Origin of the sequence: Escherichia sp. MOD1-EC7011, assembly GCF_002965005.1 — a bacterium.
In the GTDB taxonomy this organism is placed as follows: domain Bacteria; phylum Pseudomonadota; class Gammaproteobacteria; order Enterobacterales; family Enterobacteriaceae; genus Escherichia; species Escherichia ruysiae.
Genome location: NZ_PTRD01000009.1, coordinates 19,009 through 33,783, shown reverse-complemented (window position 1 = coordinate 33,783; position 14,775 = coordinate 19,009). Strand labels below are relative to the sequence as shown.

The 14,775-nt window shown below is 53.7% G+C and carries 10 protein-coding genes; 7 read left to right on the top strand and 3 right to left on the bottom strand.

Annotated elements, in window-relative coordinates; translation table 11 throughout:
* Positions 1 to 395: 395 nt before the first annotated feature.
* Positions 396 to 503 carry a type I toxin-antitoxin system toxin Ldr family protein gene (locus A7098_RS03300; RefSeq protein ID WP_085461382.1) on the top strand — a complete coding sequence of 36 codons (108 nt, stop codon included), beginning with the start codon at positions 396 to 398 and terminating at the stop codon, positions 501 to 503.
* 85 nt (positions 504 to 588) lie between these two features.
* Here A7098_RS03300 and bcsG read toward each other — a convergent pair whose 3' ends face one another.
* Genes bcsG through bcsE form a run of 3 tightly spaced genes read right to left on the bottom strand, consistent with a single transcriptional unit; the run spans position 589 to position 4,024 of the window.
* Positions 589 to 2,268: a cellulose biosynthesis protein BcsG gene (gene bcsG, locus A7098_RS03295; RefSeq protein WP_105280324.1), complete on the bottom strand. Its 1,680-nt coding sequence runs from the start codon at positions 2,266 to 2,268 to the stop codon at positions 589 to 591.
* Complete coding sequence (gene bcsF / locus A7098_RS03290; RefSeq protein ID WP_000988318.1) at positions 2,265 to 2,456, bottom strand: cellulose biosynthesis protein BcsF; 192 nt, start codon at positions 2,454 to 2,456, stop codon at positions 2,265 to 2,267. The genes bcsG and bcsF overlap by 4 nt, the downstream gene beginning before the upstream one ends.
* On the bottom strand, positions 2,453 to 4,024 hold the full coding sequence (gene bcsE / locus A7098_RS03285) for a cellulose biosynthesis c-di-GMP-binding protein BcsE (protein WP_105280323.1): 1,572 nt from the start codon (positions 4,022 to 4,024) through the stop codon (positions 2,453 to 2,455). Before bcsE ends, bcsF begins: the two co-directional genes overlap by 4 nt.
* Before the next feature lie 258 nt (positions 4,025 to 4,282).
* On the opposite strand from bcsE, the gene bcsR reads away from it, so the two are divergent.
* From bcsR to bcsC, 6 genes are read left to right on the top strand one after another with little or no spacing between them, the layout of a single operon-like run.
* A complete protein-coding gene (gene bcsR, locus A7098_RS03280; RefSeq protein ID WP_001063311.1) occupies positions 4,283 to 4,471 on the top strand; it encodes a cellulose biosynthesis protein BcsR in 189 nt (62 codons plus the stop codon).
* Between the two features lie 11 nt (positions 4,472 to 4,482).
* The gene (gene bcsQ, locus A7098_RS03275) at positions 4,483 to 5,235 is read left to right on the top strand and encodes a cellulose biosynthesis protein BcsQ (RefSeq protein WP_000279496.1); all 753 of its coding nucleotides are present in this window, start codon (positions 4,483 to 4,485) and stop codon (positions 5,233 to 5,235) included.
* Complete coding sequence (gene bcsA, locus A7098_RS03270) at positions 5,232 to 7,850, top strand: UDP-forming cellulose synthase catalytic subunit (protein ID WP_105280322.1); 2,619 nt, start codon at positions 5,232 to 5,234, stop codon at positions 7,848 to 7,850. Before bcsQ ends, bcsA begins: the two co-directional genes overlap by 4 nt.
* 10 nt (positions 7,851 to 7,860) lie before the next feature.
* Complete coding sequence (gene bcsB, locus A7098_RS03265; RefSeq protein WP_105280321.1) at positions 7,861 to 10,200, top strand: cellulose biosynthesis cyclic di-GMP-binding regulatory protein BcsB; 2,340 nt, start codon at positions 7,861 to 7,863, stop codon at positions 10,198 to 10,200.
* Positions 10,201 to 10,206: 6 nt separating this feature from the next.
* On the top strand, positions 10,207 to 11,313 hold the full coding sequence (gene bcsZ, locus A7098_RS03260; protein WP_024165122.1) for a cellulose synthase complex periplasmic endoglucanase BcsZ: 1,107 nt from the start codon (positions 10,207 to 10,209) through the stop codon (positions 11,311 to 11,313).
* Entirely contained in the window at positions 11,295 to 14,768 is a 3,474-nt protein-coding gene (gene bcsC, locus A7098_RS03255) for a cellulose synthase complex outer membrane protein BcsC (RefSeq protein ID WP_105280320.1), read from the top strand. Before bcsZ ends, bcsC begins: the two co-directional genes overlap by 19 nt.
* The last annotated feature ends 7 nt before the right edge of the window (positions 14,769 to 14,775 follow it).

Sequence of the window (14,775 nt, the reverse complement as noted above, 5' to 3'; positions counted from 1 at the left end):
GTGTGCTAAGAATGAGGCAACAGATTCACCGGGGAGAATCGCGAGGAGGCACAATTCTACAAAATTGCGCATTTCACTACCAGTCTGGTGTCAGAGCGCGGGTAATGCGTACAGTGAAAATTCTGCAAATATGAAAATAAGCTGGGATGTATCGCGCAAAGTGAAAAACAGGCAGATGCCAGGGGCAGAAAGCGTCAGTAGAATCAGCCGCAAGCCAGGGGGTTCCGGTGAGGCGCAATGTTGCGGGGGCTTTATCCCTGGTGGCATTGGTTGCTGGAGAGAGAAAACCCCCGCACGTTGCAGGTATATATCTGACAACATCACGGGAGCCATTCTTGCATCCAAACAATACAAGAATAGCCGCGAAACGTTGTCATTACAACACGGGCGGCTATATGACGTTCGCGCAGTTAGGCATGGCCTTCTGGCACGATTTAGCGGCTCCGGTCATTGCTGGCATTCTCGCCAGTCTGATCGTGGGCTGGCTGAATAAGAGGAAGTAACGTGCCGTGCGGGTGTCGGCTGCCGTAATGGCAATTTGCGCCCGAACCAGGCCGCAGGGGTGAAACTCTGCGGCCTTTTTCGTGTTTATTGCGGGTATGGCACCCAATCGCCACCGTTCAGGCGAACGTACGGTTTATCCTGATATTGAATCACCACCGCGTTTGAGTTCTCGGATACCGGTGCTGTTTGTGGCAATCCGCTGGTGAGTTTTTTCCAGTCAACATTGTCTTCGGTGAAAATTTTACCGTCGAGAACGCGAACCACCAGATCAGAAATTGCCAGGAAACTGCTTGGTTGGTCGATGACAATCGGTGCCCCCTGGTGTGGTGCCTTCATACCGAAGAATTTCACGCCAACGGGGACGTCTGTGATAGACGGGCTAGGGATATCACGTAAGCTAGATACCTGCATTCTGTCGCCCTTCAGCGCACCGCCGTGTTCTGGCACCACTACCACCATCACTTTACGACCCGATTTCTCCAGTTCAGTAAAGAATGCGTCCAGTTCATCAAAGAACTTCTGCGCCCGCGCTTTGTAATCCGCTGTTTTGCTGACGCCCGGATAATGGTTGCCATCGTGCAGTGGAAGCGTGTTGTAGAACGTGGCACTACGGCTGTTTTTATCTTTTTCAGTAACGTCCAGCCAGCGGTTAAGTACGGCGGTATCGTCATAAACCGGCGAACCATCAAAGCCCAGCAAAATAACCGGCAGATTCGTTTGATCCATCAATTCTGTCTGCATACCGCCATTTTCGCGCACTTCTTTCAGGAAGCCGCCGAATTGACCGTTATGCCCCATCATCAGATGCTGGGTAAAGCCCAGTTTTGACAAGTTATCGAACAGATAGCAGTCATTATTGGCTGGTTGGTACAGATTGGTGTGCGAAGTTTGTCCACAGCTGGCGCGCAGCAGACGAATCGCCGCCGGGCCGCTGTATGAGGTCGCAGAGTTGAAATTCTTGAACTCAATATCGAAATGCGACCATAACGGATGCGACATTAACCCGGCAGCTTCAATGTCCGACCAGGAGAGTGAGCAGATGTTGATGACCAGCAATTCAAATGGCTGTGCATCTGCCGGAAGCGCGGATGGGAAGGTCGATTTACGTTTCGCTTCGGCGTTATAGAAATTATTCAGCCATGCATTAAGATTCGCGGTTGTCGGCGGCGCGGTTTGCGCAGGCATATCACCCACCACCGGCGTACCGCCTGCGGCTGCGACCGTTGCCGCTGCATTACCGCCCGTCGTTGTCACCGTCGTGGTCGGTTGACCGGCAGGCCACAGGGAGAAACTTGGTCCAGCCAGAGTAAGTACGTTCAGCCATACCAGAATAGCGACGACAAATATGGTGATACGAATCCATTGTGACAGGAACAACCACGCCACTAACAATACAAAAATGGCTCCGATCATCTGCCAGTTAATAAAGCGAGTAACGAGGTCGATTAAATAATCGCTACTGAAACCAGCCACTTGCGAACCCTGACTCATGATGCTTTCCGGGCCTGGTAGCCAGGTGTCATGCCAGAACAATGCAAAACCGATTGGCAGGGCTATCCAGTGGCGTAGACGGTGCAGGCTATAGCGCGGAATAGGCATTAGCAGAAACGCGGCAAACACCAGGTTAAGCAGCGGATGGAAGTTAAGATATCCCGCCCATAACAGGCCAAACTTGACCAGAAAATAGAAGTTCCAGCCAGAAAGGCCGCGCCAGTATTGCCAGAGGGAAGAAGGCATAGCGGTGTTTTGGGTAAATTGAGTCATTTTTTGGTTGCCCTGGCTTTTTCCGCACGGCGTAATGTACCGGCCGGTTTTACATAACGAGGTTTAGCAAATAACAAACGCAAAGTGTCACGAATACGCCGTAGAGAATGCCGCGCCAGATAGCCCAGCGGGAAAAATATCAGTGCGCAAACGATAATAATTTCAACGATATCGCTGATGGTCATCATGATGAACGCTCCACAGCATCATCCAATAATCGCAGTGGTTCAGGTATGCGTCGCCAGTTGCGACCATCGTGTTCGGCATTGATGACTGGCGTGGAACCCTGCGTTAAAGGCAGCGGCATCCCCCATTGTTCCGGGGCGAGTAAACGCATTTGCACCAGCTCGGCGCTGATTTGGTCATCTTCAAACCAGACCATGCGGTTAGAGAAAATGTCGCCAGTAGGTAGTGGGAAGATATGATTCAATGCGGTATCCAGATCGTTAATCCGGCAGAAAGAGAGGAACAGCACCAGTCGATTGCCGCCAATCGTCATAATATCGCCGGTACGATTAGGGCGACACAGCGTCAGAGCTTGTTCAACGCGAATGCCAGGCACCGGGCGCAGAGCCACCAGAACGCCTTTGCCGTGAGCAGGTAACAGGGTGTTATTCATCATATTATTGACCGCGTCACAGAATACATCCCACTTCTGGAACCCCCGCAGTTTAATCGGCTGAGTCATCGACAACAGCGTGGTGATATCTTCCGGTACATAGCGGCTGAACTTCTGTCCCTGCACGCTTTCAATCATTGTCAGACAGCGAGAGAGCGGGGCGTTCCATGGAATAACCATATTTGCGCCGCAGGCCAACAGTAAACGTTCGTCGGTGGCGCGCAGGCTGGCAATATTTTCCCGCACGAGGATTTTCAACGCGCTACCACGCTGGCGACGCAATGTATGAATACTGCGGGCCAGCGGTTCAATTTGCCCATTTTGCTGCAAAGAGAACACGACCGTCGCGGCCTGAGAGGTACGTGCTTCATTGAACAGCGTTTCGTTATTGTCGAATAGCTTCCAGTGTTCCGATAGCGGTGGCGCGCCTTCCAGTACGGCAATATTACTGAGAATACGCTTTTCATCGCTGCGTGGTTGGATCTCCGCCTCTTCGCGCTGAACTAACGCCCAGACGCCATTTTGGTGCTGGACGGTCAGTTGCTGACGGGCGCTGACACCTTTTTCGTTACACCAAAAAGCGATATCCAGCAGATGCTGATCGCCCTGAAAACGCAAACTGGCAAGTCCAAAAAGCGAACGATACTCCTCCAGTAACAATGAAAATTGTTTATCGTTATTATTTCCGGGATTAATTACCAGCAGTGAACAATGGTTTAGCCTGCACCATTTATTCATTTTTTCCAGCCATAGGCGAAGGCGCTCGGCAGAAATGTTTTGCCATGCGTTATTTGCGCAAACAAGAATGAACAGGTAATTATGGGGAACAACTGAACATTGTAAATCACGGGGCAAATAGTATAGACCTTTTTCATGATTTAGCATTGAAAATAATTTTATTTTTTCTGGTCCTTGAGAATCATCTAATTTGAAAATTTTCTCGGGATCGCTATCCATGCTAATGACCGCGACTTGCGCGGTTTCAGCTTGAGAAGCCATCGTTTGATTCACCAGGCTAATAGCATCTTCTTGACGATCGACGTTAAACCACCAGACGCCGCCTGCTGGCATATGTCGCAGCTCATCCCACAAGGATGAGATACCGATAGAGAATACGGGGTCCACAGTGTCCCTCAAGTCGCCATTTTGTCTGATTATCAGTTTACTAGCGAAAGCTAAGAAATAAACCTACCATTGAAATTAAAACTTATCAGATTTAGCATGTGAATCAATTTAACAGGCCAGAAACCTTGTGATATCAGCCTTTTCGTTTTTTAGTTTTTCTGTTGCGTAACGGAAAGTCAAAAAATGAACGGGTTTCTGTGCTGCCGTTAGCAATAAAGCGGCGAAATTGTCTTACTGTGTAATATGTTTATTTCATAGGGATCAACCATAATGAATAACAACGAACCCGATATTCTGCCTGATCCCGCGATAGGCTATATCTTCCAGAATGATATTTTGGCGTTAAAACAGGCTTTTTCACTGCCTGATATTGATTATGCCGATATTTCCCAACGAGAACAGTTGGCTGCGGCATTAAAACGTTGGCCGTTATTGGCTGAGTTTGCGCAAAAAAAGTAGGGGTGTGGTGAATGGCCGTTCTGGGATTGCAGGGGATGCGGGGTGGCGTGGGGACGACAACGATTACCGCCGCGTTAGGCTGGTCATTGCAAATGTTGGGAGAAAATGTCCTGCTGGTGGATGCCTGCCCGGACAATTTGCTGCGCCTGTCATTCAACGTTGATTTTTCTCACCGCCAGGGCTGGGCAAGAGCCATGCTGGATGGCCAGGACTGGCGTGATGCCGGGCTACGCTATACCTCACAGCTCGATCTGCTACCCTTTGGTCAACTGACTCTCGAAGAACACGAGAATCCCCAGCACTGGCAAACACGGCTGGGTGAGATTTGCACCGGTATTCAGCAACTAAAGACCAGCGGACGTTATCAATGGATTTTGATCGATTTACCACGCGACGCCTCGCAGATAACGCATCAAATCATGAGTCTGTGCGATCACACCCTGGCGATCGTCAATGTGGATGCCAACTGTCATATTCGGCTGCATCAGCAGGCACTGCCCGCTGGCGCGCATATTTTGATTAATGATTTTCGTGTAGGCAGCCAGGTTCAGGACGATATTTACCAGCTATGGTTGCAAAGCCAGCGGCGTTTGTTGCCAATGTTGATTCATCGTGATGAAGCGATGGCTGAATGTCTGGCGGCAAAACAACCGTTGGGCGAATACCGTAGCGATGCGTTGGCGGCAGAAGAAATTCTGACGCTGGCGAACTGGTGTCTGTTGAACTATTCCGGGCTGAAAACGCCAGTCGGGAGCGCATCATGAGTATCCTGACCCGGTGGTTGCTTATCCCGCCGGTTAACGCACGTCTTATCGGGCGTTATCGGGAATATCGTCGTCATGGCGCGTCGCCTTTCAGCGCGACGCTCGGCTGTTTCTGGCTGATCTTTGCCTGGATTTTTATTCCGCTGGAGCACCCACGCTGGCAGCGTATTCGTGCGCAACATAAAATCCTGTTCCCTCATATCAACGCCTCGCGCCCGCGTCCGTTGGATCCTGTGCGCTATGTCATTCAGACCTGCTGGTTGCTGGTCAGTGCTTCGCGCAGAGAAACGCCGAAACCGCGCTGGCGGTCGTTTTCACGCTTGCAGAATATTCGTGGGCGTTATCATCAATGGATGGATGAATTGCCGGCTCGCTTCAGCCATAACACGCAACATCTTGATGAGAAAAAAGAGCTGGGACATCTGAGCGCCGGAGCACGGCGTTTTATTCTTGGCATCATTGTGACATTCTCGCTGATTCTGGCGCTGATTTGCGTCACCCAGCCTTTTAACCCGCTGTCGCAGTTTATCTTCCTGATGTTGCTGTGGGGTGTGGCATTAATGGTACGGCGAATGCCGGGACGCTTCTCTGCACTGATGCTGATTGTGCTGTCGCTGACCGTCTCTTGCCGTTATATCTGGTGGCGCTACACCTCCACGCTGAACTGGGATGATCCGGTCAGTCTGGTGTGTGGCTTAATTCTGTTGTTCGCCGAAACCTACGCATGGATTGTGCTGGTGCTCGGCTACTTCCAGGTCGTATGGCCGCTGAATCGTCAGCCCGTACCGCTGCCGAAAGATATGTCGCTGTGGCCGTCGGTGGATATTTTTGTGCCGACGTACAACGAAGATCTCAGCGTGGTGAAGAACACTATCTATGCCTCGCTGGGTATCGACTGGCCGAAAGACAAGCTGAACATCTGGATCCTCGATGACGGTGGCAGGGAGGAGTTTCGCCAGTTTGCGCAAAACGTTGGGGTGAAATATATCGCCCGTACTACTCATGAACATGCGAAAGCGGGCAATATCAACAATGCGCTGAAATATGCCAAAGGCGAGTTTGTGTCGATTTTCGACTGCGACCACGTGCCAACGCGCTCGTTCCTGCAAATGACCATGGGCTGGTTCCTGAAAGAAAAACAACTGGCGATGATGCAGACGCCGCACCACTTCTTCTCGCCAGACCCGTTTGAACGCAACCTGGGACGTTTTCGTAAAACGCCGAATGAAGGCACGCTGTTCTACGGTCTGGTGCAGGATGGTAACGATATGTGGGATGCCACCTTCTTCTGCGGTTCCTGTGCGGTGATCCGCCGTAAGCCGCTGGATGAGATTGGCGGTATTGCCGTCGAAACGGTAACCGAAGATGCGCACACTTCTTTGCGTTTGCACCGTCGTGGCTACACCTCCGCGTATATGCGCATTCCGCAGGCGGCGGGGTTGGCTACCGAAAGTCTGTCGGCGCATATCGGTCAGCGTATTCGCTGGGCGCGCGGGATGGTGCAAATCTTCCGCCTTGATAACCCGCTCACCGGTAAAGGGCTGAAGTTCGCGCAACGGCTGTGCTACGTTAACGCCATGTTCCATTTCTTGTCGGGCATTCCACGGCTGATCTTCCTGACTGCGCCGCTGGCGTTCCTGCTGCTTCATGCCTATATCATCTACGCACCTGCGTTGATGATCGCCCTGTTTGTGCTGCCGCATATGATCCACGCCAGCCTGACTAACTCGAAGATTCAGGGCAAATATCGCCACTCGTTCTGGAGTGAAATCTACGAAACAGTGCTGGCATGGTATATCGCACCACCGACGCTGGTGGCGCTGATTAACCCGCACAAAGGCAAATTTAACGTCACCGCCAAAGGTGGCCTGGTGGAGGAAGAGTATGTCGATTGGGTGATCTCGCGACCGTACATCTTCCTCGTACTGCTCAACCTGGTTGGTGTCGCTGTTGGCATCTGGCGTTACTTTTACGGTCCGCCAACCGAAATGCTCACCGTCGTCGTCAGTATGGTGTGGGTGTTCTACAACCTGATTATTCTCGGTGGCGCGGTAGCGGTATCGGTTGAAAGTAAACAGGTTCGTCGTTCGCATCGTGTTGAGATGACGATGCCAGCGGCAATTGCCCGTGAAGATGGTCACCTTTTCTCCTGCACCGTTCAGGACTTCTCCGACGGTGGGCTGGGGATCAAAATCCACGGTCAGGCGCAGATCCTGGAAGGGCAGAAAGTGAATCTGCTACTCAAACGCGGTCAACAGGAATACGTCTTCCCGACCCAGGTGGCACGCGTGATGGGTAACGAAGTCGGGCTGCAATTGATGCCGCTCACCACCCAGCAACATATCGATTTTGTGCAGTGTACGTTTGCCCGTGCGGATACATGGGCGCTCTGGCAGGACAGCTACCCGGAAGATAAGCCGCTGGAAAGTCTGCTGGATATTCTGAAGCTCGGCTTCCGTGGCTACCGCCATCTGGCGGAATTTGCACCTTCTTCAGTGAAGGACATTTTCCGTGCGCTGACTTCTCTGGTTTCCTGGGTTGTTTCGTTCATTCCGCGCCGCCCGGAGCGGAGCGAAACGGTACAACCATCGGATCAGGCTTTGGCTCAACAATGATGATAACGCGATGAAAAGAAAACTATTCTGGATTTGTGCAGTGGCAATGGGGATGAGCGCATTCCCCTCTTTTATGACGCAGGCGACGCCAGCAACGCAACCACTGATCAATGCTGAGCCAGTTGTTCCTGCCCAGACGGAACAAAATCCGCAGGTGGGGCAGGTGATGCCGGGCGTGCAGGGAGCGGATGCGCCAGTCGTTGCGCAGAACGGCTCTTCGCGCGATGTGAAGCTGACCTTTGCGCAAATCGCGCCGCCGCCGGGCAGCATGGTGCTGCGAGGTATCAACCCGAACGGTAGCATTGAGTTTGGTATGCGCAGCGACGAAGTGGTGACGAAGGCGATGCTCAATCTCGAATACACGCCATCGCCGTCATTGCTGTCAGTTCAGTCGCAGTTAAAAGTTTATCTCAATGATGAACTGATGGGCGTGCTGCCAGTGACTAAAGAGCAGTTGGGTAAAAAGACGCTGGCGCAAATGCCGATTAACCCACTGTTTATTACCGACTTCAACCGCGTGCGGCTGGAGTTTGTCGGTCATTATCAGGATGTGTGCGAAAACCCTGCCAGCACAACGCTCTGGCTGGATGTCGGACGCAGTAGCGGACTGGATCTGACGTATCAATCACTGAATGTGAAGAATGACCTGTCGCACTTCCCGATTCCATTCTTTGACCCACGCGATAACCGTGCCAACATCTTGCCGATGGTCTTTGCGGGCGCGCCGGATGTTGCGCTGCAACAGGCTTCCGCCATTGTTGCCTCGTGGTTTGGCTCGCGCTCTGGCTGGCGTGGGCAGAACTTTCCGGTACTCTATAACCAGCTTCCCGATCGCAATGCGATTGTTTTTGCGACTAACGACAAACGCCCGGACTTCCTGCGCGATCATCCGGCGGTAAAAGCCCCGGTGATTGAGATGATCAACCACCCGGAAAATCCTTACATCAAACTGCTGGTGGTGTTTGGTCGTGACGACAAAGACCTGTTGCAGGCAGCGAAAGGTATCGCCCAGGGCAATATTTTGTTCCGTGGCGACAGCGTCGTGGTGAATGAAGTCAAACCGCTGCTGCCGCGTAAGCCATACGACGCGCCGAACTGGGTGCGTACCGATCGTCCTGTCACCTTTGGTGAACTGAAAACTTATGAAGAGCAGTTACAGTCCAGCGGTCTGGAACCGGCAGCGATTAACGTTTCGCTAAATCTGCCGCCAGATCTCTACCTGATGCGTAGTACCGGTATTGATATGGATATTAATTACCGCTACACCATGCCGCCGGTGAAAGACAGCTCGCGGATGGATATCAGCCTGAACAACCAGTTCCTGCAATCATTTAACCTGAGTAGCAAACAGGAGGCGAACCGCCTGCTGCTGCGTATTCCTGTGTTACAAGGTTTGCTGGACGGCAAAACGGATGTCTCTATTCCGGCGTTGAAGTTGGGGGCGACCAACCAGCTGCGCTTCGACTTTGAGTACATGAACCCGATGCCGGGCGGATCGGTGGATAACTGTATTACCTTCCAGCCGGTGCAGAACCATGTGGTGATTGGCGACGACTCCACTATCGACTTCTCGAAGTATTACCACTTCATTCCGATGCCGGATCTGCGCGCGTTTGCCAATGCGGGCTTCCCGTTCAGCCGGATGGCGGATCTGTCACAAACCATCACCGTAATGCCGAAAGCGCCCAACGAAGCACAGATGGAAACCTTACTGAATACCGTTGGCTTTATCGGCGCGCAGACGGGCTTCCCGGCGATTAACCTGACCGTGACCGATGATGGCAGCACCATTCAGGGGAAAGATGCCGACATCATGATCGTCGGCGGTATCCCGGACAAATTAAAAGACGACAAGCAGATTGACATGCTGGTACAGGCCACCGAAAGCTGGGTGAAAACGCCAATGCGCCAGACGCTATTCCCGGGTATTGTGCCGGACGAAAACGACCGTGCGGCAGAAACTCAGTCAACGCTGACCTCTTCTGGCGCGATGGCAGCGGTGATTGGCTTCCAGTCACCGTATAACGACCAGCGCAGCGTGATTGCTCTCCTGGCCGACAGTCCGCGCGGTTACGAAATGCTTAACGATGCGGTGAACGATAGCGGCAAACGCGCCACCATGTTCGGCTCGGTAGCGGTGATCCGTGAATCTGGTGTTAACAGTTTGCGGGTCGGCGACATCTATTATGTTGGTCATCTGCCGTGGTTCGAACGTTTGTGGTATGCACTGGCTAATCACCCGATTCTGTTGGCGGTGCTGGCGGCAATCAGCGTGGTATTGCTGGCCTGGGTACTGTGGCGTCTGTTGCGTATCATCAGCCGTCGTCGTCTTAACCCGGATAATGAGTAATTGATGATGAATGTTTTGCGTAGTGGAATTGTGACGATGCTGCTGCTGGCTACCTTTAGTGTTCAGGCAGCCTGCAGTTGGCCTGCCTGGGAGCAGTTCAAAAAGGATTACATCAGTCAGGAAGGGCGCGTCATCGATCCCAGCGACGCGCGCAAAATTACCACCTCCGAAGGGCAAAGCTACGGCATGTTCTTTGCCCTGGCGGCTAACGACCGTGCGGCTTTCGATAACCTTCTCGACTGGACGCAGAATAATCTTGCCCAGGGCTCATTAAAAGAACATTTGCCCGCCTGGCTATGGGGCAAGAAAGAGAATGCGAAGTGGGAAGTGCTGGACAGCAACTCAGCTTCTGACGGCGATATCTGGATGGCCTGGTCACTGCTGGAGGCCGGTCGATTGTGGAAAGAGCAACGTTATACTGACATCGGCAGCGCGTTGTTAAAACGCATTGCGCAAGAGGAAGTGGTGACAGTGCCGGGGCTGGGCTCCATGCTGTTACCGGGCAAAGTGGGTTTTGCCGAGAATAACACCTGGCGTTTTAACCCAAGTTATCTGCCCCCGACGCTGGCGCAGTATTTCACCCGCTTTGGTGCACCGTGGACCACGTTGCGCGAAACGAATCAACGTTTATTGCTGGAAACCGCCCCGAAGGGCTTTTCGCCAGACTGGGTACGCTATGAGAAAGACAAAGGTTGGCAGTTAAAGCCGGAGAAAACGCTGATCAGCAGTTACGACGCTATTCGCGTCTATATGTGGGTTGGCATGATGCCCGACAGCGATCCGCAAAAAGCGCGGATGCTCAACCGTTTTAAACCGATGGCGACATTCACCGAGAAAAACGGCTATCCGCCGGAGAAAGTCGATGTCGCTACGGGTAAAGCGCAGGGTAAAGGGCCAGTCGGTTTTTCTGCGGCTATGTTGCCATTTCTTCAGGATCGTGATGCCCAGGCCGTACAGCGTCAGCGTATTGCCGATAACTTTCCTGGTAGTGATGCCTATTACAACTATGTGTTGACCCTGTTTGGACAAGGCTGGGATCAACACCGTTTCCGCTTCTCGACAAAAGGTGAGTTATTACCTGACTGGGGCCAGGAATGCGCAAATTCACACTAAATATCCTTACGCTTTCCCTCGGTCTGGCCGTGATGCCGATGGTCGAGGCGGCACCAACCGCCCAGCAACAGTTGCTGGAACAGGTTCGTGTGGGCGAAGCGACCCATCGCGAAGACCTGGTGCAGCAATCGCTGTATCGTCTGGAACTTATTGATCCGAATAACCCGGATGTCGTTGCCGCCCGTTTTCGCTCTCTGTTACGCCAGGGCGATGTTGATGGTGCACAAAAACAGCTCGACCGATTGTCGCAATTAGCGCCGAGTTCAAATGCGTATAAATCATCGCGTACCACAATGTTGCTTTCCACGCCGGATGGTCGCCAGGCACTGCAACAGGCACGATTGCAGGCGACTACCGGTCATGCAGAAGAAGCCGTGGCGGGTTACAACAAACTGTTCAACGGAGCGCCGCCAGCAGGTGACATTGCCGTCGAGTACTGGAGTACGGTAGCGAAAATTCCGGCTCGCCGTAGCGAAGCGATTAATCAGCTAAAACGCATCAATGCGGATACGCCGGGCAATACGGGGTTGCAAAATAATCTGGCGCTATTGCTGTTTAGCAGCGATCGCCGTGACGAAGGTTTTGCCGTACTGGAACAGATGGCGAAATCTAACGCCGGGCGCGAGGGGGCTTCTAAAATCTGGTACGGGCAGATTAAAGACATGCCCGTGAGCGACGCCAGTGTGTCGGCACTGAAAAAATATCTCTCTATTTTTAGCGATGGCGATAGTGTGGCGGCTGCGCAATCGCAACTGGCAGAACAACAAAAGCAACTGGCCGATCCTAATTTCCGCGCCCGTGCGCAAGGTTTAGCGGCGGTGGACTCTGGCATGGCGGGTAAAGCCATTCCCGAACTACAACAGGCGGTGCGGGCGAACCCGAAAGACAGTGAGGCTCTGGGGGCGCTGGGCCAGGCATATTCTCAGAAAGGCGATCGTGCTAATGCGGTGGCGAATCTGGAAAAAGCCCTCGCGCTGGATCCGCACAGCAGCAACAACGACAAATGGAACAGTCTGCTGAAAGTAAACCGCTACTGGCTGGCGATCCAGCAGGGCGATGCTGCGCTGAAAGCCAATAATCCTGACCGCGCAGAGCGTCTGTTCCAGCAGGCGCGCAATGTCGATAACGCCGACAGCTATGCGGTGCTGGGGTTGGGCGATGTGGCGATGGCGCGCAAAGATTATCCCGCCGCTGAACGCTATTACCAGCAGACGCTGCGTATGGACAGTAGCAACACTAACGCCGTGCGCGGGTTGGCGAATCTGTATCGCCAGCAGTCGCCGGAAAAAGCCGAAGCATTTATCGCCTCGCTCTCTGCCAGCCAGCGGCGCAGCGTTGATGACATCGAACGCAGCCTGCAAAACGACCGTCTGGCACAGCAGGCAGAGGCACTGGAAAAGCAGGGCAAATGGGCGCAGGCAGCAGCACTTCAGCGCCAGCGACTGGCGCTGGACCCCGGCAGCGTATGGATTACTTACCGACTTTCGCAGGATCTCTGGCAGGCCGGACAACGCAGCCAGGCCGATACGTTAATGCGCAATCTGGCGCAACAGAAGCCGAACGACCCGGAGCAGGTTTACGCTTACGGACTGTATCTTTCCGGTCACGATCAGGACAGAGCCGCGCTGGCGCATATCAACAGCCTGCCGCGCGCGCAGTGGAACAGCAATATTCAGGAACTGGCAAACCGCCTGCAAAGCGATCAGGTACTGGAAACCGCCAGCCGCCTGCGTGAAAGCGGTAAAGAGGCAGAAGCGGAAGCGATGCTGCGCCAACAGCCACCGTCCACGCGCATTGACCTCACCCTGGCCGACTGGGCACAGCAGCGACGTGATGACACCGCTGCCCGCGCGGCGTATCAGAATGTCCTGACGCGGGAGCCAGCTAACGTTGATGCCATTCTTGGCCTGACGGAAGTGGATATCGCCGCCGGTGACAAAGTGGCGGCACGTAGCCAGCTGGCGAAACTGCCCGCCACCGACAATACCTCACTGAATACACAGCGGCGCGTGGCGCTGGTACAGGCGCAGCTTGGCGATACCGCAGCGGCGCAGCAGACGTTTAACAAGCTGATCCCGCAGGCAAAATCTCAGCCGCCGTCGATGGAAAGTGCGATGGTACTGCGTGATGGTGCAGGGTTTGAAGCGCAGGCGGGCGATCCGGAGCAGGCGCTGGAAACCTACAAAGACGCGATGGTCGCATCCGGTGTGACCACGACGCGTCCGCAGGATAACGACACCTTTACCCGTCTGACCCGTAACGATGAGAAGGACGACTGGCTGAAGCGCGGCGTGCGCAGCGATGCGGCGGATCTCTATCGTCAGCAGGATCTTAACGTCACCCTGGAGCACGACTACTGGGGATCGAGCGGCACCGGTGGTTACTCCGACCTGAAAGCGCACACCACCATGTTGCAGGTGGATGCACCGTATTCTGACGGACGGATGTTCTTTCGCAGTGATTTCGTCAATATGAACGTCGGCAGTTTTTCCGCCGATGCTGAGGGTAAATGGGATAACAACTGGGGCACCTGTACGTTGCAGGACTGTAGCGGCAACCGCAGCCAGTCGGATTCCGGCGCCAGCGTGGCGGTCGGCTGGCGAAATGACGTCTGGAGCTGGGATATCGGCACCACACCGATGGGCTTCAACGTGGTGGATGTGGTCGGTGGCATCAGTTACAGCGACGATATAGGGCCGCTTGGTTACACCGTTAACGCCCATCGTCGCCCCATCTCCAGTTCGTTACTGGCCTTTGGCGGGCAAAAAGACTCTCCGGGCAATACCGGGAAAAAATGGGGCGGTGTGCGTGCCGATGGCGTGGGGCTGAGTCTGAGCTACGATAAAGGTGAAGCGAACGGCGTCTGGGCATCCCTTAGCGGCGACCAGTTAACCGGCAAAAATGTCGAAGATAACTGGCGCGTGCGCTGGATGACGGGCTATTACTATAAGGTCATCAACCAGAATAATCGCCGTGTGACCATTGGCCTGAACAATATGATCTGGCATTACGACAAAGACCTGAGTGGGTACTCACTCGGTCAGGGCGGTTATTACAGCCCGCAGGAATACCTGTCGTTTGCCATACCGGTGATGTGGCGTGAGCGGACGGAAAACTGGTCATGGGAGCTGGGCGCGTCTGGCTCGTGGTCGCATTCGCGCACCAAAACCATGCCGCGTTATCCGCTGATGAACCTGATCCCGACGGACTGGAAAGAGGATGCCGCCAGCCAGACCAACGACGGCGGCAGCAGTAAGGGTTTTGGCTACACGGCGCGGGCGTTACTTGAGCGTCGGGTCACGTCCAACTGGTTTGTCGGCACGGCAATCGATATCCAGCAGGCGAAAGATTATGCGCCAAGCCATTTCCTGCTCTACGTGCGGTATTCCGCCGCCGGATGGCAGGGCGACATGGATTTACCGCCGCAGCCGCTGATACCTTACGCCGACTGGTAAGTTTTCA

Bases quoted from the DNA above. Each gene is read 5' to 3' on its own strand.
- A7098_RS03300 (WP_085461382.1), top strand. From the start codon at position 396: ATGACGTTCGCGCAGTTAGGCATGGCCTTCTGGCACGATTTAGCGGCT.
- bcsG (WP_105280324.1), bottom strand. From the start codon at position 2,268: ATGACTCAATTTACCCAAAACACCGCTATGCCTTCTTCCCTCTGGCAA.
- bcsF (WP_000988318.1), bottom strand. From the start codon at position 2,456: ATGATGACCATCAGCGATATCGTTGAAATTATTATCGTTTGCGCACTG.
- bcsR (WP_001063311.1), top strand. From the start codon at position 4,283: ATGAATAACAACGAACCCGATATTCTGCCTGATCCCGCGATAGGCTAT.
- bcsQ (WP_000279496.1), top strand. From the start codon at position 4,483: ATGGCCGTTCTGGGATTGCAGGGGATGCGGGGTGGCGTGGGGACGACA.
- bcsA (WP_105280322.1), top strand. From the start codon at position 5,232: ATGAGTATCCTGACCCGGTGGTTGCTTATCCCGCCGGTTAACGCACGT.
- bcsB (WP_105280321.1), top strand. From the start codon at position 7,861: ATGAAAAGAAAACTATTCTGGATTTGTGCAGTGGCAATGGGGATGAGC.
- bcsZ (WP_024165122.1), top strand. From the start codon at position 10,207: ATGAATGTTTTGCGTAGTGGAATTGTGACGATGCTGCTGCTGGCTACC.
- bcsC (WP_105280320.1), top strand. From the start codon at position 11,295: ATGCGCAAATTCACACTAAATATCCTTACGCTTTCCCTCGGTCTGGCC.